Genomic DNA, 21,785 nt, shown 5'->3' on the forward strand with positions numbered 1-21,785 from the left:
ATGGCGAACACCTTATCCCCTTTCCGTGCCGATATCGTCGGCAGTTTCTTGCGTCCGGCTGCAATTAAGCAGGCACGTCTTCAGCACCAAGCGGGCGAGATTGATGATGTCGCGCTGCGGAATATTGAAGATCGTGAGATTCTGCGGGTGGTAGAAAAGCAGCGTGAAGCTGGCTTGCAGGTTGTGACGGACGGTGAGTTGCGCCGTTCTTGGTGGCACTTCGACTTCTTTGCCGATTTGCACGGCGTAGAGCGCTATGAAGCCGATCACGGTATTCAATTCAACGGTATTCAGACCAAATCCCATGCGATTCGTGTCGTGGATAAAGTGAGTTTTAACCCTCAACATCCGATGCTCGATCATTTCCGCTACCTGAACAGCATTTCTGGCGATGCAGTCGCTAAAATGACGATTCCTAGTCCCAGCGTGATGCATTTCCGCGGCGGCCGAAAAGCGATTGATGCGACGGTTTATCCCGATTTGGCTGATTACTTCGACGATCTGGCGCAAACCTGGCGTGATGCGATTCACGCATTTTATGATGCTGGCTGCCGCTTCCTACAACTGGATGACACCGTATGGGCCTACCTGTGCTCTGACGATCAAAAACGCCAGATCCGTGAACGGGGTGAAGATCCGGAACAGTTGGCACGTACCTATGCCGATGTCCTGAATAAAGCACTGGCTGATAAACCTGCCGATCTGGTTATCGGTTTACACGTTTGTCGTGGTAATTTCCGTTCGACCTGGATTTCTGAAGGCGGGTATGAGCCTGTTGCAGAAATTCTATTTGGTGAATTGAATGTCGATGCATTCTTCCTGGAATACGATACTGAGCGAGCGGGCGGATTTGAGCCACTGCGTTTTGTGAAGCCGGGTCACCAGCAGGTTGTGTTGGGGCTGATCACTACGAAGAACGGCGAGCTGGAAGAGGCTGAGGTCGTGCAAGCGCGTATCGCGGAAGCGGCAAAGTATGTCGATATCAGCCAGATTTGCCTGAGTCCGCAGTGTGGCTTTGCTTCAACGGAAGAGGGCAACAGCCTGACGGAAGATCAGCAGTGGAATAAGCTGAAGCTTGTTGTGGATATCGCCAATCGCGTGTGGTGATACCGATGAGGTAACCTTATCCCATAATGGATACACAGAGGCTGGATCATACGATCCGGCCTTTTTTGTGGCCGTTATCCTGCTTTCCATCGGCGATGTTTTTGTGAAATATGTTTTTTTTATGATCGGACGACGCATTTTATGCCGTTTTTTGTCAGTTTTATTGCAATGGAATATCGATAAATGCGCAAATCATGTGTTATGCAATTCAGTATAAACCAATTTATATTCTTATTTTTTAGTATAAATAGGCTAGATACTCTGGTTTTTTGATCTCCACTTGTCTTTTTACGCTACAAACGGTTTACTTAGCACCCAATATGGCTGTGCAAAAAATAACTCCTCTATGCTCACCATCTTTCGCGTCGTCAGAGTGTTATCTCCATGCTTCGGGTATCTGCTTGTGCATGGCTTCTGGCGGTGATAAACGACACGATTTTCTTTTTATCGATTTGATACAGGCAACACGACATCACTATGAGCCATCGTTTAACTTCCAGAGATATTGTGGCATTAGGTTTTATGACCTTTGCTTTATTCGTGGGGGCAGGAAATATTATTTTCCCGCCTATGGTGGGATTGCAGGCAGGAGAGCACGTTTGGACTGCGGCAATCGGCTTCCTGTTGACAGCGGTTGGCCTACCTGTGCTGACCGTCATCGCCCTCGCTCGGGTTGGCGGTGGTGTCGATGCGCTAAGCTCACCGATTGGTAAAAAGGCCGGAGTAGTGTTGGCGACCGTGTGCTATCTGGCTGTTGGACCGCTGTTCGCGACGCCGCGCACGGCAACCGTCTCGTTTGAAGTCGGTCTGGCTCCTTTGGTCGGCAACGGGGCGGCTCCACTTCTGATTTACAGCCTGATCTATTTTGCTATCGTCATCGGGATTTCTCTATATCCGGGAAAACTGCTGGATACGGTTGGTCATGTGCTGGCGCCGTTGAAGATCATCGCTTTGGCGGTATTGGGTATTGCCGCAGTGCTGTGGCCTGCGGGCACGCCGATTCCTGCAACAGAAGCGTATGAGCATCTGCCGTTCTCCAATGGCTTCGTTAACGGCTATCTGACGATGGATACGCTGGGCGCGATGGTCTTTGGTATCGTGATCGTTAATGCTGCACGTTCACGTGGGGTGACAAGTTCAGTGCTGCTGACGCGTTACACCGTATGGGCTGGGTTAATTGCAGGCATCGGCCTGACGCTGGTCTATTTGAGCTTGTTCCAGCTTGGTTCTGTCAGTGGAGAACTGGCGCCGCAGGCACTGAACGGGGCAGAGATTCTCCATGCTTATGTGCAACACTCGTTCGGTAACATGGGAAGCAGCTTCCTGGCGTTGTTAATTTTTATCGCGTGTCTGGTGACGGCGGTGGGGTTAACCTGTGCGTGTGCTGAATTCTTTGCACAATATCTGCCGCTGTCCTATCGCACGCTGGTATTTGTACTGGGAATGTTCTCAATGGTGGTGTCCAACCTTGGCTTGAGCCACCTGATTCAACTTTCTATTCCGGTACTGACGGCGATTTATCCACCGTGTATCATTCTGGTTTTACTCAGTTTTACGCTACGTTGGTGGAATAGCGCTTCACGTATTGTGGCCCCCGTCATGCTAGTCAGTCTGTTATTTGGCATGATTGATGGTATAAAATCGTCGGCTTTCAAATCGCTGTTACCAGAGTGGAGCCTCAATCTGCCGCTGAGTGAGCAAGGGTTGGCTTGGCTGCCACCGTCACTGCTGATTTTACTGGTAGCAGTGATTTATGACAGACTGTGTGGTCGTCAGGAAGTTACGGTACATCAATAATATCGTTCACACCTGATAGCGCTGGGATGGTAGGGATATCCTACTGTTCCAGCACAGCGTTGGGTTTCTGCACCACAGGTATTTGCCTGTGGTTTTTCTTTTTGTAATGTTTTTCTTTATAAGACAGGGTTGCTTATCAATGGAACAACCATCCTCCAAGCTCAAGCGTGGGTTAAGCACGCGGCACATCCGCTTTATCGCCCTTGGTTCAGCGATCGGAACGGGTCTGTTTTATGGTTCCGCTAGCGCGATCCAAATGGCTGGCCCCAGTGTGTTACTGGCTTATCTGATCGGTGGGATTGTTGCGTATATCATCATGCGCGCACTGGGCGAAATGTCGGTGCATAACCCGCAATCCAGCTCGTTTTCCCGCTATGCTCAGGATTATCTCGGGCCGTTGGCGGGGTATGTCACTGGCTGGACCTACTGCTTTGAAATGCTGATTGTCGCCATTGCCGATGTGACCGCGTTTGGCATCTACATGGGTGTCTGGTTCCCTGCTGTGCCGCACTGGGTGTGGGTCTTGAGCGTGGTGCTCATCATTGGTGCCATCAACCTGATGAATGTGAAAGCTTTTGGTGAACTGGAGTTTTGGCTCTCTTTCTTCAAAGTGGCCACCATTATCATCATGATCGCTGCCGGGATCGGCATCATTGTCTGGGGAATTGGTAACGGTGGCGAACCCACTGGCATCCATAATCTATGGAGCAATGGTGGGTTCTTCAGTAACGGTGTGATGGGAACGATTCTATCGCTGCAACTGGTGATGTTTGCGTATGGCGGCGTGGAGATCATCGGGATCACCGCCGGTGAAGCCAAAGACCCGCATAAATCCATTCCTCGTGCGATTAACTCCGTACCGTGGCGTATTCTGGTGTTCTATGTCGGTACGCTATTCGTCATTATGTCGATTTATCCGTGGAATCAGGTAGGCACCAACGGGAGCCCGTTCGTACTGACGTTCCAGCATATGGGTATTACAGCGGCGGCAGGCATTCTGAACTTTGTTGTGATTACCGCTTCGCTGTCGGCAATTAACAGTGATGTCTTCGGCGTCGGCCGTATGCTGCACGGGATGGCGGAACAAGGGCATGCACCGAAGGTGTTTAGCCGTGTTTCCAAACGTGGTATCCCGTGGGTAACGGTGGTCGTGATGATGATGGCGCTGCTGGTGGCGGTGTACCTGAACTATATTATGCCCGGTAAAGTTTTTCTGGTTATTGCCTCACTGGCCACCTTTGCAACGGTGTGGGTGTGGATCATGATTCTGTTTTCCCAGATTGCCTTCCGCCGCCGTCTGAGTGCTGATGAAGTGAAGGCGTTGGCGTTCCCGCTACGTGGTGGTATCGCGACCTCGGTGTTCGGTATCGTCTTCCTGTTCTTCATCATCGGTTTGATTGGCTACTTCCCGGATACCCGCATATCACTGTATGTCGGCATCATCTGGATACTGGTGCTTTTAGTGGGCTATGTCTGGAAGAAGAAGCATCAGAACGCGGTGGCTGCACAGAATTAAGCTAGCTGTTTGCTATTAGACGAAGCGCTCAGAACAGAGCGCTTTTTTTTTAGCCGATTCTAGGCTTTCGGAGCCGTCATTTACTGCGCCATTATCCGCATATCGTGGCCGGTCGGAGCTTGGTGAATGCGGAGATCGAACTCCGGTAAGATCGCAAAGATATGGTCGAAAATGTCAGATTGTATGCTTTCGTAATCAACCCAGGCGGTGGTGTTGGTAAACGCGTAAATTTCCAGTGGGACCCCTTCTGACGTCGGTTCAAGTTGTCGCACCATCAGCGTCATCCCTTTATGAATCCCTGGATGGGTGCGCAGGTAAACCTGAAGGTAGGCGCGGAACGTACCCAAATTCGTCAGACGACGGCCGTTCAGCGGTGATGTCAGGTCAGAATCGGATTGCGAATTGTGCTGCTCTAACTCGCTCTTCTTGTTCTGAATATAAGCTGACAGTAGCTTGCTGCGCAGCAATCGCGACTGTTCGTCTTCCGTCATGAAATGCACACTGGTGGTGTCGATATTGATGCTGCGCTTGATGCGCCGTCCTCCTGATTCCGACATCGAACGCCAGTTCTTGAAAGAGTCGGACACCAGCGAGTAGGTCGGAATGGTGGTGACAGTATTGTCCCAGTTTTTCACTTTTACCGTCGTCAGCCCGATGTCGATGACGGCACCGTCAGCGCCGTATTTCGGCATTTCGAGCCAGTCTCCCAGCGTCAGCATATCGTTGGCGGAAAGCTGGATCCCAGCGACTAGCCCCATGATCGGATCTTTGAACACCAACATCAGCACAGCGGCCATTGCACCTAAACCACTAATCAGAATCAGCGGTGATTTCCCGATGAGCAATGACACCACCATGATGCTAATGACGATAGTGGCGATCAGTTTCAGGCTCTGGAAGATACCGCGCAGCGGCAACTGTGCCGCGACTTTGGTCCGGGCGGAGACATTGAGCAGCACATCGAGTAGCGAGAAGAGAGACAGCAGCGCAAAAATCATAATCCACACTTGGGAGCAGATGATGAGCGCTTCACGGGTTTCACTTTGCGCGGGAAGCCACACAAAGACTTGAATATTGAGGATCACCCCTTGTAGCAAGAAGGCCAGCCGATTAAACAAGTTGTGTTGCGTCAGAGCCTGCTTCCACCCGTGGCCTTCTGTCTTTCCTGGTTTATTGAGTGAGCGCAGAACCATTCTTTTCAGCACAACCTGATGCAGAATCAGGTGAATGACGGCAGAAATGAGCAATATCAGTCCAAGAACAATCAGTAATGCAATGATGCCAGCGTGTTGTATATCTGCTTCTCTCAACCACAGCTCGAGGTTTTGTTGCATGCGTTCTCCTTTTATTCTATCAATCTGTCGTGCATTAACACGATGTGATGTTAAGGCTAAGGATTTAGCGCCCCTAGTCAACCTTTTGTATTCTCTGGGATCGCGTAGGGAAGGTGAGTCGTGAGGAAAATGATTAGGGGAAAATCGCGGGCAAAGAAAAAGCCAGTCGCATAGCAACTGGCTTGATTATCACATTACCCCTGTGGGCAAGGATGGGGATTACAGCTTGTCTGCGTTTTCAGACAGGTATTTCGCTACACCATCTGGTGACGCGCCCATACCGGATTTCCCTTTTTCCCACTGTGCCGGACACACTTCGCCGTGCTCTTCGTGGAATTGCAGTGCGTCAACGGTACGCAGCATTTCATCGATGTTACGACCCAGCGGCAGATCGTTCACTACCTGGTGGCGAACTACGCCGTTTTTGTCGATCAGGAAAGAACCACGCAGTGCAACACCCGCTTCTGGATGCTCAATGCCGTAGGCCTTCTGAATTTCACGCTTAATGTCAGCAACCATCGCGTACTGCACTTCGCCGATGCCGCCTTTGTCCACAGGGGTTTTACGCCATGCGTTGTGAACAAACTCGGAGTCGAAGGAAACACCAACCACTTCTACACCGCGCTTTTTGAACTCGGCATAGCGGTGGTCGAAAGCAATCAGTTCTGATGGACAAACGAAGGTGAAGTCCATCGGCCAGAAGAAGATCACGGCAGCTTTACCGTTGATGTGCTTCTTCAGGTTGAAGTTTTCGACGATTTCGCCACTGCCTAAAACGGCAGCTGCGGTGAAGTCTGGGGCTTGACGAGTTACCAGGACCATAATTACTCCTGTAGATAGCGGTTAATGATCGGAGAATGTAAAAAACAGCGATCAGTATAGGGATTCTGCCTGAGTGAATACAGGCAAAGAGACCAATCAATGAGATAGCTTTTGTCTATTGAACTCATCGCTATTTCCTTTCAAGAAATCATATTAACCTTTTTAATCGAAAGGACAATATCCCTGTCATACTTCAAGCTGCTTGTGCGTTGGCAATACTCGGCTCATCTCTGAGCCTCGCCCTGAAGGGCCGCCGCAACTCACAGCTGTTGCGTTTTGGCTAACTGCATCATGCGTGGATAAAATTGCCAGAAGAGTATTTCAAATTGGTGATAGTGCTGCTCAATATCCTGAAAAGAGCCGGACAGTGCGGCTAGTTTAGGACGGCGCACCGACATTCTGTGCAGCACATCGGCGATAAACGGCAGTTCCGCATAACGTGTCATCCAACGTTCCGGCCACAAATAGAGATTCAGGTTCTGAAAGCGTTCAGGGGTTTGCGCCAGATTGGGCTCGATTTGTGATTGCGCACCATCGATAAAGGTCTGCAAAGGCGTGTCCGGCACCAACTGTAACCAGTGACGTGCAAGATAGTGATCCCATAGAACATCTAATGTAATGGGGGAGACGCGGCGGAACTCATCACTGAAATACTGACGCGCCTGTTTGACTTCCGGCAGGCTGTCGGTCAGCGAGTCAACGCGGCGATGCAGGCGGATACCCGCGACGATCTCGTCAGCGTAGCTGCCTTGTGGGTTGCCGCGAACAAAGTCCGCCATCAGGTTACCTAACAGGGAGCTGTCGGCCAGCGTGGCCAGATGGAGGTGGGCAAGAAAATTCATGGCAACAGTATATACCCTTCATCTTTCGAGTTACAGGCTCGTTGGCTGCCATTAAATACTCGGCCCGTCGTGGGCCTCGCCCTGAAGGGCCGCTGCAAGCAGCGTTCAAATCTGCTCCCGACAGATTTGTCACCTCAGTCACTTACTGATGTAAGCTCCTAGGGACTCCCTCAGTTGCCGCCTTCCTGTATCTCGAAATCTATTGGGTATCATGCATTCCACGACTCAGGTGCTTATTCCTTGCAGCCATGCGCTTGCGGCTCTAGACTAGGCCGCCCATTTTTAATGTACTAACAGCTAAGTGGAATGCTATGCGTGTTGCCGATTTTTCGTTTGAACTTCCTGAATCATTGATTGCCCATTATCCACAGGCGGAACGCAGTGGTTGCCGCCTGTTGTCGCTGGATGGGCCGACGGGGGATCTGACGCACGGCGTGTTTACTGATTTGCTGGAGAAGCTGAATCCGGGCGATTTGCTGGTATTCAACAATACACGCGTGATTCCGGCACGTCTGTTTGGTCGCAAAGTCAGTGGCGGCAAGCTGGAAGTGCTGGTGGAACGTGTGCTGGATGATCATCGGATTCTCGCCCACGTTCGGGCGTCAAAAGCGCCAAAACCGGGCACAGAACTGCTGCTGGGCGATGATGAAAGTGTCAAAGCCACGATGGTGGCGCGCCATGACGCGCTATTTGAGCTGCATTTCGATGACTCCCGTGATGTTCTGTCGATTCTGAATGACATCGGCCATATGCCGCTGCCGCCTTATATCGACAGGCCTGACGAAGACGCGGATCGTGAGCTTTATCAGACGGTATATAGCCAACGTCCGGGTGCCGTAGCCGCACCGACGGCGGGCTTACATTTTGATGAGCCAATGTTAGCGGCATTGCGCGCAAAAGGCATCGAAATGGCGTTCGTTACGCTGCACGTGGGTGCAGGTACTTTCCAGCCTGTACGCGTCGATACGATTGAAGATCACATCATGCACGCCGAATATGCCGAAGTGCCGCAGGACGTCGTCGATGCCGTACTGGCGTGCAAGGCGCGGGGCAATCGTGTGATCGCGGTTGGCACCACGTCTGTACGTTCACTGGAAAGTGCTGCGCAGGCCAGTCAGGATGCGCCGATCGCCCCGTTCTTCGGCGATACCAAAATTTTTATCTATCCGGGCTATCACTACCGCATTATTGATGCGCTGGTGACCAATTTCCATTTGCCCGAATCGACGTTAATTATGCTGGTGTCGGCCTTTGCCGGTTACCAGAACACGATGTCTGCCTACCGTGAAGCGGTGGCAGAGCAGTATCGTTTTTTCAGCTACGGTGATGCGATGTTTATTACGCATAGCCCGATGGCCGAACAAGAGAAAGTGGGATAAATCCTGCTTTCTACATAATAGTGATGCCACAGATCACGTTCTGTCAGGCATTAATACATCATTACCATCAGACTGTTTTTCTGATGCTGGAGGCTAAGTGAAGTACGAATTACAAACAACGGACGGCCGTGCGCGACGTGGCAGATTGATTTTTGAACGTGGCGTGGTGGAAACCCCGGCATTTATGCCCGTGGGGACTTACGGCACGGTGAAGGGTATGACGCCAGAAGAAGTGAAAGAGACTGGCGCACAGATTCTGCTCGGCAATACGTTCCATCTGTGGCTACGCCCCGGTCAGGAAATCATGAAGCTGCACGGCGATCTGCACGATTTCATGAACTGGCACGGCCCGATTCTGACGGACTCTGGTGGTTTTCAGGTGTTCAGTCTCGGCGATATTCGCAAGATTACCGAGCAAGGTGTGCATTTCCGTAACCCGATCAACGGAGACTCGATTTTCCTTAGCCCAGAAAAATCGATGGAGATTCAGAACGATCTCGGTTCCGATATCGTAATGATCTTTGATGAGTGTACGCCGTATCCTGCCGATTGGGATTACGCCAAGCGCTCCATGGAGATGTCACTGCGCTGGGCGAAACGCAGCCGCCAGCGTTTTGACGAGCTAGAGAATAAAAATGCGCTGTTCGGTATTATTCAAGGTAGTGTTTACGAAGATTTACGTGATGTATCCGTAAAAGGTCTGGTAGACATTGGCTTTGATGGGTACGCTGTGGGCGGTTTGGCGGTGGGTGAACCGAAAGAAGACATGCACCGTATTCTGGAACACGTTTGCCCGCAGATTCCAGAAGATAAGCCGCGCTATTTGATGGGCGTAGGCAAGCCGGAAGATCTGGTGGAAGGTGTACGCCGCGGTGTGGATATGTTTGACTGCGTGATGCCAACGCGTAACGCACGTAACGGGCATCTCTTCGTGACTGATGGCGTCGTGAAAATCCGTAATGCGAAGCATAAAGATGACGTCAGTTCGCTGGATGAACACTGTGATTGCTACACGTGTCGCAATTATAGCCGCGCCTACTTGCATCATCTTGACCGTTGCAACGAAATACTCGGAGCACGACTCAATACCATTCATAACTTGCGTTATTATCAGCGTTTAATGGCGGGTTTACGTCAGGCCATTGAAGAGGGTAAATTAGAGCTCTTTGTGGTGGATTTTTACCAACGGATAGGCAAACCCATTCCGCCGCTTGCTGAAAAAGACGTTGCCGCAAGCAACTGAAAACCCATTCGCTATGAATAGCATTGTGCTGTGAAGCGTTTTTACTATTGTAATGTTGATAATTTATCTTTTTGATAGCTTATCTTTTGACAAAAAAGAGGATATTTAAATGAGTCTTTTCATCTCCGATGCTGTAGCTGCGACTGGCGCTTCGGCTCAGGGAAGCCCTTACTCTCTGGTTATTATGCTGGCCGTTTTTGGTCTGATTTTCTACTTTATGATCCTGCGTCCTCAGCAAAAACGCGGCAAGGAACACAAAAAGTTAATGGATTCCATCGGTAAGGGTGATGAAGTCTTAACGACTGGCGGTCTGGTTGGTCGCGTGACCAAAGTGTCCGACACTGGCTATATTGCGATTGCGTTGAACGAAACCAATGAAGTGGTTATCAAACGTGATTTCGTGGCTGCCGTGCTGCCAAAGGGCACGATTAAGGCCCTGTAATTTTTGATTTTCCCGAAGGGAACTGCCGTGTTAAACCGTTATCCTTTGTGGAAGTACCTGATGCTGGTCGTGGTGTTGTTTGTCGGCCTGCTCTATGCGCTTCCTAACCTATATGGTGAGGATCCGGCGGTACAAGTTACTGGCGCGCGGGGAACCGCCGCCAGCGAAACGACGCTGATCCAAGTCCAGAATGTCTTAAAAGAACAAAATATCACCAGTAAGTCGATTGCATTGGAAAACGGTGCGATTCTTGCTCGCTTCTCTAACCCTGACATTCAGCTCCGCGCGCGTGAAGCGCTCGTTAATGAGCTGGGCGAAAAATTCGTCGTTGCACTTAACCTTGCACCTGCCACGCCAACCTGGCTGCGAGTGTTGGGTGCTGAGCCGATGAAATTGGGGCTTGACCTGCGCGGCGGCGTTCACTTCCTGATGGAAGTGGATATGGATACGGCGCTGGGCAAACTGCAAGAACAAACAATGGACTCTTTGCGCAGCGATCTGCGTGAGAAGAACATTCCTTATGCCGCCGTGCGTAAGGTTGATAATTACGGCGTCGAAATTCGTTTCCGTGATGCTCAAACGCGTGATGACGGCCTCAACTATTTGACGTCCCGTCATCGCAATCTGGTTCTCAGCAGCAGCGGCAGCAACCTGCTACGTGCAGCGATGTCTGACGAACGTCTGCGTGAAGCGCGTGAATACGCAGTACAGCAGAACATCAATATCCTGCGTAACCGTGTGAACCAACTTGGCGTTGCCGAACCACTGGTACAGCGTCAGGGGGCTGACCGTATCGTCGTTGAATTACCGGGTATTCAGGACACAGCACGCGCGAAAGAAATTCTTGGTGCAACCGCTACGCTGGAATTCCGTCTGGTCAACAGTGATGCTGATGCGACAGCGGCGGCGAATGGCCGCGTGCCGGGTGATTCTGAAGTGAAGAACATGCGTGACGGTTCACCCGTTGTGTTGTTCAAACGCGTCATTCTGACGGGCGACCACATCACTGACTCCACATCAAGCAATGACGAATACAATCGTCCTCAGGTGAATATTTCTCTGGACAGCGCAGGTGGCAACACCATGTCCAACTTCACCAAAGACAGTATCGGCAAGCTGATGGCAACGCTGTTTGTGGAATACAAAGACAGTGGCAAGAAAGATGCTACGGGTCGTTCGATACTGGAAAAACACGAAGAAGTGATCAATGTGGCGACGATTCAGTCGCGACTGGGTAACAGCTTCCGTATTACCGGTATTGATAATCCGAACGAAGCGCGTCAACTTTCTCTGCTGTTACGTGCGGGTGCGCTGATTGCTCCAATCCAGATCGTGGAAGAACGTACCATTGGGCCAACGCTGGGGATGCAGAACATCACCCAAGGACTGGAAGCCTGTTTGTGGGGGTTGATCGCATCAATTCTCTTTATGGTCTTCTTTTACAAGAAGTTTGGTGTCATCGCGACCAGTGCGTTGGTCGCTAACCTGGTATTGATTGTCGGCGTGATGTCGTTGTTACCTGGGGCTACGCTGACCATGCCGGGTATCGCCGGTATCGTGCTTACCCTGGCGGTCGCCGTGGATGCTAACGTATTAATTAACGAACGTATCAAGGAAGAACTCAGTAATGGCCGTTCTGTTCAACAGGCTATTCATGAGGGCTACAAAGGTGCATTCAGTTCCATTGTTGATGCGAACGTCACGACGTTGATTAAAGTCATCATCCTGTATGCGGTTGGTACCGGTTCTATTAAAGGGTTTGCTATCACCACTGCTATTGGGATTGCGACCTCAATGTTTACGGCGATCGTCGGTACTCGTGCCATCGTTAACCTGCTTTACGGCGGTAAACGCATCAACAAGCTGTCTATCTGAGGAGTGCGTTGTGGCACAGGAATACAACATTGAACAACTAAACCATGGGCGTAAAGTCTATGATTTCATGCGCTGGGACACATTGGCATTTGTGATTTCCGGTCTGCTGATCATTATCTCTATCGCGATTATGGGCGTGCGTGGTTTCAACTGGGGGCTCGACTTTACCGGTGGTACGGTCATTGAGATTAACCTTGAGAAACCTATCGATCTCGATGTACTGCGTAGCTCATTGGAAACCTCTGGGTTTTCCGAGCCGCAGGTGCAGAATTTCGGTAGCAGCCGTGACGTGATGGTGCGTATGCCACCCGTTTCTGGCAGCGAAAACGAAGCGCTCGGTAACAAAGTGCTGACGGTGGTGAATGATACCTTCCAGCAGCATGCAACGGTAAAACGTATTGAGTTCGTCGGGCCGAGCGTGGGTAGCGATTTAGCACAGGCTGGCGCACTGGCGCTATTTTCTGCGCTGGTTGCTATCCTCATTTATATCGGCCTTCGCTTTGAATGGCGTCTGGCTCTGGGGGCTGTGTTGGCGCTAGGGCATGATGTGATCATCACGATGGGTCTGCTATCTCTGTTCTACGTTGAGGTTGATCTAACGATAATTGCATCACTGATGTCGGTAATTGGTTATTCGCTTAACGATAAAATCGTTGTGTCTGACCGTATTCGTGAGAATTTCCGCAAGATTCGTCGTGGAACACCTTACGAAATTACCAACATTTCCCTGACGCAGACGCTGCACCGTACCATTATCACGTCAGCAACCACGCTGGCGATGATTTTGATTTTGATGGTCTTCGGTGGCGCGTTATTGCATGGCTTCTCGCTGACGATGTTTATCGGTGTCATCATCGGTACTATCTCTTCTATCTATGTTTCTTCCGCTCTGGCTCTGAAACTGGGTATGACGCGCGAACACCTGCTGATTCAGAAAGTGGAAAAAGAAGGGGCGGATCAACCGTCTATCCTGCCTTAATCTACTGGCTGTAAACATAAAAAACCCCGCGTTGCGGGGTTTTTTGCATTTTAGCGCTAGGAAATGTGTTTATATCCTAAATAATTCGAGTTGCATGCAGGCGGCGACACAGTGAATCCCCAGGAGCTTACATAAGTAAGTGACTGGGGTGAGCGAGGAAAGCCAACGCACATGCGGCTTGAAGTATGACGGATATATTAGGGGGACTCGGTTGCGGCAACAGGCGGAGGACTTTGTATTTCCTGAACCTGATGCACACGAACAAAACCAAGCTCTTCCGGTGACAGGCTGCTCAGACGTAATTCAATAATGGCTTCTGTTTTCGGGAGAAGCGTAGGCGAGACGACAAAGGACTGTGTTTGCGTGTCTCCAGCCAAAGGTTTCCCGCTCACGGGATCGAGTCTTCCCCAATCAAGCTGTGCGCCAAAGGCTGGCAGCCCTTTCGCATCAAGCGTGCGAATGTGCAGTAATGCACTTGTTCCATTCGCTTCTGTCTCGATATTGCGTAGCGATACGCTGAGCCTGCCAATACTGCTTTCCAGCATGGTGCTGGTTTGCGCAGCAGGCAATAAATAAACGCCGGAGGCAGATTGAGCGTTCAACGCATTTTGTCGTTCTAACGCCGTGGCCTGATCGGTCAGCGTTTGTAATTGCTGATTTAGCTGACCTATCTGATTCTGTAATTTTGGCATCTGGCGCTGTTCGGCGCACCCTGCAAGCAAAAGCAGTGCTGGCAGGAAGGTCAGTACGCGATATCGGGTTCTCATATCTGTGTTTCCCCTTTCGATGTTTTATACCCGTCATACTTCAAGCCGCATGTGCGTTGGCTTCGTTCAGTCACCCGAATCACTTACTCAAGTAAGCTCATCGGGATTCCCTCGCTTGCCGCCTTCCTGCAACTCGAATTATTTAGGGTATATTCATTGATCCGTTAATCCCTGTTGCTGAGTTTAGCTGTGATTAAGCCTAAGTCATAGGTGAGGCAGCTTTTTTCATCCTGCTACCGGAAGAGATGCGAAACCCTTCGCAACGCGGATCAGGAGTTTTGGTTAGTCCGTTAATTCAGGGTAAACTGTCTCTACGTTAAGGATTACTGGTCAGGACACATCATGCATTGCCCGTTTTGTTCCGCTGTTGATACCAAAGTGATTGATTCCCGTCTGGTCGGCGAAGGTTCACAAGTCCGTCGTCGTCGGCAGTGTCTGGTTTGTCATGAACGTTTCACCACGTTTGAAGTGGCTGAACTGGTGCTGCCGCGAGTCATCAAAAGCAATGAAGTGCGCGAGCCTTTTAATGAAGATAAATTGCGTAGTGGCATGCTGAAGGCGCTGGAAAAGAGGCCTGTGAGTTCTGATGACGTCGAAATGGCGATTAATCACATTAAATCTCATCTTCGCGCTACCGGAGAGCGTGAGGTTACTACCAAGATGGTAGGAAATTTGGTGATGGAAGCCTTGAGAAAGCTGGATAAAGTCGCTTATATCCGGTTTGCATCGGTGTATCGCAGCTTTGAAGATATTCGTGAATTTGGCGAAGAGATTGCGCGTTTGCAGGATTAAGTCGTGTCTATTCGACAGAGATAAGAGGGGCGGGAATGAGTGTTTTTCAGGAAAACGGCCAATTGCCGCAGGATGAATTATACATGGCGCGTGCGTTCGAGCTGGCGCGCCGTGGCCGTTTTACGACGGCACCCAACCCCAATGTCGGCTGCGTGATCGTGCGTGATGGCGAAATTGTCGGTGAAGGCTACCATTTCCGAGCTGGTGAACCTCACGCAGAGGTACATGCGCTGAGAATGGCCGGGGAACGCGCTCGTGGCGCGACTGCCTATGTCACGCTGGAGCCGTGCAGCCACCATGGCCGAACGCCGCCTTGCGCCGATGCGCTGATTACTGCTGGCGTTTCTCGTGTGGTTGCGGCGATGCAGGATCCAAATCCGCAGGTTGCTGGTCGTGGTTTACATCGCTTACAGCAAGCAGGGATTACCGTTAGCCATGGCTTGATGATGGCCGAAGCTGAGAAAGTCAATGTAGGCTTCCTGAAACGCATGCGGACGGGTTTTCCTTACGTGCAACTCAAAATGGCGGCGTCTTTGGATGGTCGTACTGCGATGGCGTCGGGAGAAAGCCAGTGGATAACTTCACCGCAGGCGCGGCAGGATGTGCAGCGTTTTCGCGCTGAGAGCGCGGCGATTTTGAGCAGCAGTGCGACGGTATTGGCCGATGACCCTTCTCTCACTGTACGGTGGTCAGAACTGGATGCTGATGTCCAGAAACACTACTCAGAAGCAGATCTCAGGCAACCAGTCAGAGTGATTGTGGATAGCCAGCAGCGCGTAACACCGCAGCATCGGATTATTAGCCAACCGGGTGAGACCTGGCTGGCGCGCGTGCAGGCCGATGAGCAAGCATGGCCACAGAACGTTGAGCACCTCATGCTACCGCAGCACAATGGTGGTGTTGATTTGGTGGCGCTGATGATGGTGCTGGGGAGACGCCAGATTAACTCCGTCTGGATTGAAGCGGGTGCCAGTCTGGCGGGAGCATTGCTCAATGCTTGTGTGGTTGATGAGCTTATTGTTTATCTTGCCCCCAAACTATTGGGTGAAAATGCCCGTTCGCTGTGCCTCTTGCCAGGGCTGAATCAGCTGTCTCAGGCACCGGAATTTGACATCGTAGAGGTTCGCCAAGTTGGCCCCGATTTGCGATTACGCCTGAAACCCAAATTCTGATGTGTATGTAAATACGTGGTGCGGGTTCGACGAAACCGGATACGTGCCAACAAAAATTATGATAGAATCCGCCCCCCTACGGGGCATAAAGACCAGATAAAGGAAAGCTATGAACGTTATCGAAGGTGTTGTTGCTACTCCTGATGCCCGTGTGGCGATTGCGATTGCGCGCTTTAACCATTTTATTAACGACAGCCTGCTGCAAGGTGCGATTGATGCTTTGAAACGCATCGGTCAGGTTAAAGACGAAAACATCACCGTTGTCTGGGTGCCGGGTGCTTACGAACTGCCATTAGCGGTTCGTGCGCTGACCAAAAGCGCGAAAAATGGCGGGTATGATGCCGTTATTGCTCTCGGAACGGTCATCCGTGGTGGAACAGCGCATTTTGAATTTGTTGCTGGTGAGTGTAGCTCAGGTTTGTCCTCTGTTGCGATGGACAGCGAAATCCCTGTCGCTTTCGGCGTTCTGACGACGGAAAGCATTGAACAGGCGATTGAGCGTGCTGGCACGAAAGCGGGGAACAAAGGTGCAGAAGCTGCTTTGACCGCGCTAGAAATGATTAATGTATTGAAAGCGATTAAGTAAGCCTGATTAAGTAAGGGGAATTCCGTGAAACCTGCTGCTCGTCGCCGCGCTCGTGAATGTGCGGTTCAAGCGCTTTACTCCTGGCAATTATCTAAAAATGATATTGCCGATGTTGAACACCAATTCCTGAGCGAGCAGGATGTCAAAGATGTCGACATTACCTATTTTCGTGAATTGCTAGCGGGTGTTGCCACTCAGGCTGAGAAGCTGGATCAACTAATGGCACCTTTCCTGTCTCGCCGGATTGATGAATTGGGACAGGTTGAAAAAGCGATCCTGCGTTTGGCGATGTTTGAGCTGAGCAAGCGCGAAGATGTTCCTTACAAGGTGGCGATTAACGAGGCCATCGAACTGGCTAAAATCTTCGGTGCTGAAGATAGCCATAAGTTTGTGAATGGCGTGCTGGACAAAGCTGCTCCGAGTGTACGGAAAGGCAAAAAGTAAAATGAATCGAATCAGGGCCGGATATCCGGCCCTGATCGCTTTTGAATGATAGGTTGGCTGGAAAGGTTATGGTTGAAGGTGAGTTTGACCTTATTGCCCGCTATTTTAATCGGGTTCGAAGTTCACGTCGCGATGTTGAATTAGGCATCGGTGACGACTGTGCGTTACTGACAGTGGCAGATAAGCAGATGTTGGCGGTGAGTACCGACACGCTGGTATCTGGTGTTCACTTCCTACCTGATATCGATCCCGCCGATCTGGGTTACAAATCTCTGGCGGTCAATTTAAGCGATCTGGCTGCAATGGGCGCCGATCCTGCCTGGCTTTCTCTAGCGATTACCCTACCTCAAAGCGACAGCCAGTGGCTGTCCGCATACAGTGACAGCCTATTTGAACTGCTTGATTATTATGGCATGCAGTTGGTCGGCGGTGATACGACGCGCGGCCCGCTGAGCCTGACGCTGACTATCCACGGTCTGGTGCCTGCTGGCCGCGCGTTAACGCGTCGTGGAGCCAGAATTGGCGACTGGATTTATGTTACCGGCTCATTAGGCGATAGCGCTGCTGGTCTGGCTATCCTCCAGAATACATTGCACGTTGATGATGATGAAGCGCGGCAGGGGTTACTTCAGCGTCACCTTCGTCCTCAGCCCAGAATCCTGCAAGGGCAGGCGCTGCGCGATCTAGCCAGTTCGACTATCGATCTTTCTGACGGCCTCATCTCCGATTTACAGCATATACTTAAAGCCAGCGAATGTGGTGCGCGTATTCATCTGGACGCGATTCCACAATCTCCTTGGCTACGGAACTGTACTGACGAAGAACAGGCCTTGCGCTGGGCATTATCTGGTGGTGAAGACTATGAGTTGTGCTTTACCGTGCCGGAAATTAACCGCGGTGCACTGGAACTTGCCTTGGGGCATCTCGGCGCAGCCTATACCTGTATCGGGCAAATCGGGCCTTCATCCGAAGGGTTGCGCTTTTTCAGGGATAATAAAGCGACCGAGCTGAACTGGAAGGGGTATGACCATTTTAGCGAGCAAAACTGATTCCGTGAATAAGGCGAAAGGCGCTGAAGTTGCAAAACGCCGCTTACGGCTGAGCAACGTGTGGCACTTGCTGGCGACAGGGTTTGGTAGCGGATTATCTCCCTGGATGCCAGGTACGGTAGGATCGCTGGCGGCGATTCCACTGTGGTATCTGATGTCGTTCCTGCCGCTTGAATTGTATTCGCTGTTGGTGATGCTGAGTATTTGTATCGGTGTTTACCTGTGTCACCAGACGGCAAAAGATATGGGTGTTCACGATCACGGCAGCATCGTCTGGGACGAATTTGTCGGTATGTGGATTACCCTGATGGCGATTCCAGTGGATAGCTGGCAATGGGTAGCTGCGGGATTTATCGTCTTCCGCTGTCTGGATATTTGGAAGCCTTGGCCGATTCGCTGGTTCGATCGCAACGTGCATGGCGGCATGGGGATCATGATCGATGATATCGTCGCGGGGGTGATCTCTGCGGGAATTATCTATTTTATCGGCCATCACTGGCCGATATTCTGACGTTACTGCGTTATTGAACCGGGGCCATGAGCCCCAGTTTACGTTAGTCGCTTATTCCATCCACTGTGTGATTCTGCGCTCAATGCCAGCGGCATCCAGCCCCAGGTCTACACGGATTTCTTCCTGCGAACCTTGCGGGATAAATACGTCCGGTAGCCCAATGTTTAGTACCGAGACAGCAAGGCGTTTCGCCATCAGGAATTCATTCACACCGCTTCCGGCGCCGCCCATAACCGCATTCTCTTCCAGCGTCACAAACGTGCTATGAGATTGTGCCAGCTCTTCAAGCAACGCCTCATCCAGCGGTTTCACAAAACGCATGTCTACGAGCGTGGCGTTTAATTTTTCTGCCACAGCCTGTGCTTCTGGCAATAGCGTACCGAAGTTCAGAATAGCGACCGTTTTGCCCTGACGGCGCACTACACCTTTACCGATTGGCAGCTCTGATAGTGGTGTCAGCTCAGTACCCGTACCGTTTCCACGTGGATAGCGTACCGCCGTAGGGCCTTTCTGGTAGTGATAGCCCGTGTGCAGCATCTGACGACACTCATTTTCATCGCTGGGCGTCATGATGATCATATTCGGGATGCAGCGTAAGAAAGAGAGATCGAATGCACCCTGATGCGTTTGCCCATCGGCACCGACAATACCGCCACGATCGATAGCAAACAGAACCGGTAGACTCTGGATTGCCACGTCGTGGATAACCTGATCGTAGGCACGTTGCAGGAAAGTAGAGTAAATGGCGACGATCGGATGATAGCCACCGACAGCCAGACCCGCAGCAAACGTTACGGCGTGCTGTTCGGCAATAGCCACGTCAAAGTATTGCTGCGGATAGTCGCGTGAGAACTGCAACATGCCGGAACCTTCGCGCATCGCAGGCGTGATCGCCATAAGTTTACTGTCTTTGGCGGCCGTTTCCTGTAGCCATTGACCGAAGATTTTGGAATAGGTGGGTTGCGCGCCTTCTTTGCTTTTTGGCAATGTACCGCTGGCTGGATCGAATTTTGGCACCGCGTGCCAGCTGATCGGATCTTGTTCGGCGGGGGCGTAACCCTTGCCTTTCTTCGTCATGATGTGCAGAAGCTGCGGGCCTTTCAGACTGCGCATGTTCTTCAACGTATGCGACAGCGCCTGAACGTCATGACCATCGACCGGACCAATATAATTAAAGCCCAGTTCTTCAAATAGTGTACCCGGTACAACCATACCTTTAAGGTGCTCTTCGGTACGTTTCACCAGCTCTTTGATGGGAGGCAGGCCAGATAAGACTTTTTTACCGCCTTCGCGCAGGCTGGCGTAGAGCTTGCCGGATAACAGCTGTGCTAGATGGTTGTTCAATGCGCCGACGTTTTCCGAAATCGACATTTCATTGTCGTTCAACACCACCAGCAGATCGGATTTGATGTCGCCTGCGTGGTTCATCGCCTCAAAGGCCATACCTGCGGTAATCGCGCCGTCGCCGATCACACAAACCGTACGGCGACCTTTGCCTTCACGCTCGGCCGCAACGGCCATACCCAGACCGGCACTGATTGAGGTGGACGAATGTCCGACGCTTAATACGTCATATTCGCTTTCATCGCGCCACGGAAAAGGGTGCAAACCACCTTTTTGGCGGATCGTTGAAATACGATCGCGACGGCCTGTGAGGATCTTGTGCGGGTAAGCCTGATGGCCGACATCCCACACCAGATGATCAAAAGGCGTGTTATAGACATAGTGCAGCGCAACCGTTAATTCAACCGTCCCTAACCCTGAAGCAAAATGTCCGCTTGAACGGCTGACGCTGTCCAGCAGATATTGGCGCAGCTCATCGCAGAGCTTTGGCAGGCTCTCTTTCGGTAACAACCGAAGTTCATCCGGTGTTTCCACTAACGCCAATGTAGGGTACTTCGCGGTATCAAAACTCATTAGAGACTCATTAAGTAATTACTTATCGCGTTCAACGATGAAATTCGCCAGCGCTTGTAGTGGCGCAATATTCAGGGGGATCGGGCTGGATGCGACGAGATCGTCCAGCGATGCCAGTGATTCCTGATAGAGCTCCTGTGCTTTTTTTCGTGCATTATCTAACCCCAGTAAACTGGGATAGGTGCTTTTACCTAACTGCTGGTCTGCACCCTGACGTTTGCCTGTTGTCGCGCTGTCGCCAACAACATCGAGAATATCGTCCTGAACCTGGAAGGCGAGCCCAATCGCGTTAGCGTAGCGATCCAGATAAGGTAAGGCGTCGCGGCCAGCGTCACCGGCTGCCAGTGCGCCCAGTCGAACGGCGGCGCGGATCAAGGCACCTGTTTTGTGGCGATGAATTCGCTCTAATGCAGCCAGATTGACCTGATGGCCTTCTGCTTCCAGATCGAAAGCCTGACCGCCGCACATACCTGCTACGCCACTTGCCTGCGCTAATTCTGAGATCATTGCCAGCCGATCGCGGTCAGAGACCTGCGTCATCGGTGCGTCGGCCAGAATAGAGAATGCCAGCGTTTGCAATGCATCGCCCGCGAGAATGGCAGTGGCTTCACCAAATTTGATGTGGCAGGTCGGCTGTCCACGGCGTAAATCGTCGTCGTCCATCGCCGGCAGATCGTCATGAATCAATGAATAGGCATGGATACATTCTACAGCAGCAGCAGGGGCGTCCAGGCTCTCTAGCGGCATATCAAACAGTTCGCCTGTAGTATAAACCAGAAACGGACGCAGGCGTTTGCCCCCTAAGAGTGAGCCATACTCCATCGCATTGACTAGTGGACTACTCTGAAAGGGGAGGCTGGTGATGAAATGCCCCAACATACGGTTAGTGCGTTGATAATGCGCATTCAGTTGCGCGCTGAAATCGGTCATAGCGTGTCATTATCCGGCGTAAACGGTGACAGCGGCGCATCGGGATCGTCGCTCAGCAGGATTTGTACGCGCTGTTCGGCCTGTTGCAGTTTTTGCTGCCCTTGACGAGCGAGCTGGATGCCATGCTCAAACTCATTTAGCGCATCGTCCAGCGGCAGTTCACCTGATTCGAGGCGGGTAACGATTTTTTCCAGTTCGTTCAGTGAGCTTTCAAAGCTGACTGGCTGCTCGGTCTTCTTAGGCATAGTAGTTTCGGAATCCTGGTGTTATACGCCGTTGGC

At 51.3% G+C, this 21,785-nt stretch carries 21 protein-coding genes; 14 read left to right on the top strand and 7 right to left on the bottom strand.

Annotated features, from left to right (window positions below; translation table 11 throughout):
• From DCX48_19205 to proY, 3 genes are all read left to right on the top strand, one after another.
• Positions 1-1,107, top strand: coding sequence for a 5-methyltetrahydropteroyltriglutamate--homocysteine S-methyltransferase (locus tag DCX48_19205; GenBank protein QXE16449.1), 1,107 nt, complete (start codon positions 1-3; stop codon positions 1,105-1,107).
• A gap of 477 nt (positions 1,108-1,584) precedes the next feature.
• Positions 1,585-2,904 (top strand): branched-chain amino acid transport system II carrier protein, encoded by a 1,320-nt coding sequence (gene brnQ, locus DCX48_19210; protein ID QXE16450.1) that lies wholly within the window; start codon positions 1,585-1,587, stop codon positions 2,902-2,904.
• Between the two features lie 139 nt (positions 2,905-3,043).
• Positions 3,044-4,420, top strand: a complete 1,377-nt coding sequence (proY, locus tag DCX48_19215; protein ID QXE16451.1) for a proline-specific permease ProY — start codon at positions 3,044-3,046, stop codon at positions 4,418-4,420.
• Between the two features lie 80 nt (positions 4,421-4,500).
• Here the strand turns inward: proY and DCX48_19220 are convergent, their stop codons facing one another.
• The 3 genes from DCX48_19220 to DCX48_19230 all read right to left on the bottom strand — a co-directional run bounded on the left by DCX48_19220 (position 4,501) and on the right by DCX48_19230 (position 7,418).
• On the bottom strand, positions 4,501-5,754 hold the full coding sequence (locus tag DCX48_19220) for a mechanosensitive ion channel (protein QXE16452.1): 1,254 nt from the start codon (positions 5,752-5,754) through the stop codon (positions 4,501-4,503).
• Positions 5,755-5,973: 219 nt separating this feature from the next.
• Positions 5,974-6,576 (bottom strand): peroxiredoxin C, encoded by a 603-nt coding sequence (locus DCX48_19225; protein QXE16453.1) that lies wholly within the window; start codon positions 6,574-6,576, stop codon positions 5,974-5,976.
• Between the two features lie 260 nt (positions 6,577-6,836).
• The gene (locus tag DCX48_19230; protein QXE16454.1) at positions 6,837-7,418 is read right to left on the bottom strand and encodes an ACP phosphodiesterase; all 582 of its coding nucleotides are present in this window, start codon (positions 7,416-7,418) and stop codon (positions 6,837-6,839) included.
• Positions 7,419-7,729: 311 nt separating this feature from the next.
• Here DCX48_19230 and queA point away from each other — a divergent pair, with 311 nt between their 5' ends.
• The 5 genes from queA to secF all read left to right on the top strand — a co-directional run bounded on the left by queA (position 7,730) and on the right by secF (position 13,336).
• A complete protein-coding gene (queA, locus tag DCX48_19235) occupies positions 7,730-8,797 on the top strand; it encodes a tRNA preQ1(34) S-adenosylmethionine ribosyltransferase-isomerase QueA (GenBank protein ID QXE16455.1) in 1,068 nt (355 codons plus the stop codon).
• A gap of 97 nt (positions 8,798-8,894) precedes the next feature.
• A complete protein-coding gene (locus DCX48_19240; protein ID QXE16456.1) occupies positions 8,895-10,040 on the top strand; it encodes a tRNA guanosine(34) transglycosylase Tgt in 1,146 nt (381 codons plus the stop codon).
• A 109-nt stretch (positions 10,041-10,149) separates the two neighbouring features.
• Complete coding sequence (yajC, locus tag DCX48_19245) at positions 10,150-10,482, top strand: preprotein translocase subunit YajC (GenBank protein ID QXE16457.1); 333 nt, start codon at positions 10,150-10,152, stop codon at positions 10,480-10,482.
• A 27-nt stretch (positions 10,483-10,509) separates the two neighbouring features.
• Positions 10,510-12,357, top strand: coding sequence for a protein translocase subunit SecD (secD, locus tag DCX48_19250; GenBank protein QXE16458.1), 1,848 nt, complete (start codon positions 10,510-10,512; stop codon positions 12,355-12,357).
• A gap of 10 nt (positions 12,358-12,367) precedes the next feature.
• Complete coding sequence (gene secF / locus DCX48_19255) at positions 12,368-13,336, top strand: protein translocase subunit SecF (GenBank protein QXE16459.1); 969 nt, start codon at positions 12,368-12,370, stop codon at positions 13,334-13,336.
• A gap of 197 nt (positions 13,337-13,533) precedes the next feature.
• On the opposite strand, the gene DCX48_19260 is transcribed toward secF, so the two are convergent.
• Positions 13,534-14,103 (bottom strand): DUF3251 domain-containing protein, encoded by a 570-nt coding sequence (locus tag DCX48_19260; protein ID QXE16460.1) that lies wholly within the window; start codon positions 14,101-14,103, stop codon positions 13,534-13,536.
• A 342-nt stretch (positions 14,104-14,445) separates the two neighbouring features.
• Here DCX48_19260 and nrdR point away from each other — a divergent pair, with 342 nt between their 5' ends.
• The 6 genes from nrdR to DCX48_19290 all read left to right on the top strand — a co-directional run bounded on the left by nrdR (position 14,446) and on the right by DCX48_19290 (position 18,657).
• Positions 14,446-14,895 carry a transcriptional regulator NrdR gene (gene nrdR / locus DCX48_19265; protein QXE16461.1) on the top strand — a complete coding sequence of 150 codons (450 nt, stop codon included), beginning with the start codon at positions 14,446-14,448 and terminating at the stop codon, positions 14,893-14,895.
• Positions 14,896-14,957: 62 nt separating this feature from the next.
• Positions 14,958-16,067: a bifunctional diaminohydroxyphosphoribosylaminopyrimidine deaminase/5-amino-6-(5-phosphoribosylamino)uracil reductase RibD gene (ribD, locus tag DCX48_19270; GenBank protein ID QXE17315.1), complete on the top strand. Its 1,110-nt coding sequence runs from the start codon at positions 14,958-14,960 to the stop codon at positions 16,065-16,067.
• Positions 16,068-16,176: 109 nt separating this feature from the next.
• Complete coding sequence (locus DCX48_19275; GenBank protein ID QXE16462.1) at positions 16,177-16,653, top strand: 6,7-dimethyl-8-ribityllumazine synthase; 477 nt, start codon at positions 16,177-16,179, stop codon at positions 16,651-16,653.
• A 24-nt stretch (positions 16,654-16,677) separates the two neighbouring features.
• Positions 16,678-17,097 (top strand): transcription antitermination factor NusB, encoded by a 420-nt coding sequence (gene nusB / locus DCX48_19280; GenBank protein QXE16463.1) that lies wholly within the window; start codon positions 16,678-16,680, stop codon positions 17,095-17,097.
• A 68-nt stretch (positions 17,098-17,165) separates the two neighbouring features.
• The gene (locus tag DCX48_19285; GenBank protein ID QXE16464.1) at positions 17,166-18,146 is read left to right on the top strand and encodes a thiamine-phosphate kinase; all 981 of its coding nucleotides are present in this window, start codon (positions 17,166-17,168) and stop codon (positions 18,144-18,146) included.
• On the top strand, positions 18,121-18,657 hold the full coding sequence (locus tag DCX48_19290; protein ID QXE16465.1) for a phosphatidylglycerophosphatase A: 537 nt from the start codon (positions 18,121-18,123) through the stop codon (positions 18,655-18,657). Before DCX48_19285 ends, DCX48_19290 begins: the two co-directional genes overlap by 26 nt.
• 51 nt (positions 18,658-18,708) lie before the next feature.
• Here the strand turns inward: DCX48_19290 and DCX48_19295 are convergent, their stop codons facing one another.
• The 3 genes from DCX48_19295 to xseB are packed head-to-tail and all read right to left on the bottom strand — an operon-like array spanning position 18,709 to position 21,749.
• Complete coding sequence (locus DCX48_19295) at positions 18,709-20,574, bottom strand: 1-deoxy-D-xylulose-5-phosphate synthase (protein QXE16466.1); 1,866 nt, start codon at positions 20,572-20,574, stop codon at positions 18,709-18,711.
• Positions 20,575-20,592: 18 nt separating this feature from the next.
• Positions 20,593-21,504, bottom strand: a complete 912-nt coding sequence (gene ispA, locus DCX48_19300; GenBank protein QXE16467.1) for a (2E,6E)-farnesyl diphosphate synthase — start codon at positions 21,502-21,504, stop codon at positions 20,593-20,595.
• Positions 21,501-21,749 (bottom strand): exodeoxyribonuclease VII small subunit, encoded by a 249-nt coding sequence (xseB, locus tag DCX48_19305; GenBank protein ID QXE16468.1) that lies wholly within the window; start codon positions 21,747-21,749, stop codon positions 21,501-21,503. Before xseB ends, ispA begins: the two co-directional genes overlap by 4 nt.
• Positions 21,750-21,785: the final 36 nt, after the last annotated feature.

Source organism: Pectobacterium atrosepticum, assembly GCA_019056595.1.
In the GTDB taxonomy this organism is placed as follows: Bacteria; Pseudomonadota; Gammaproteobacteria; order Enterobacterales; family Enterobacteriaceae; genus Pectobacterium; species Pectobacterium atrosepticum.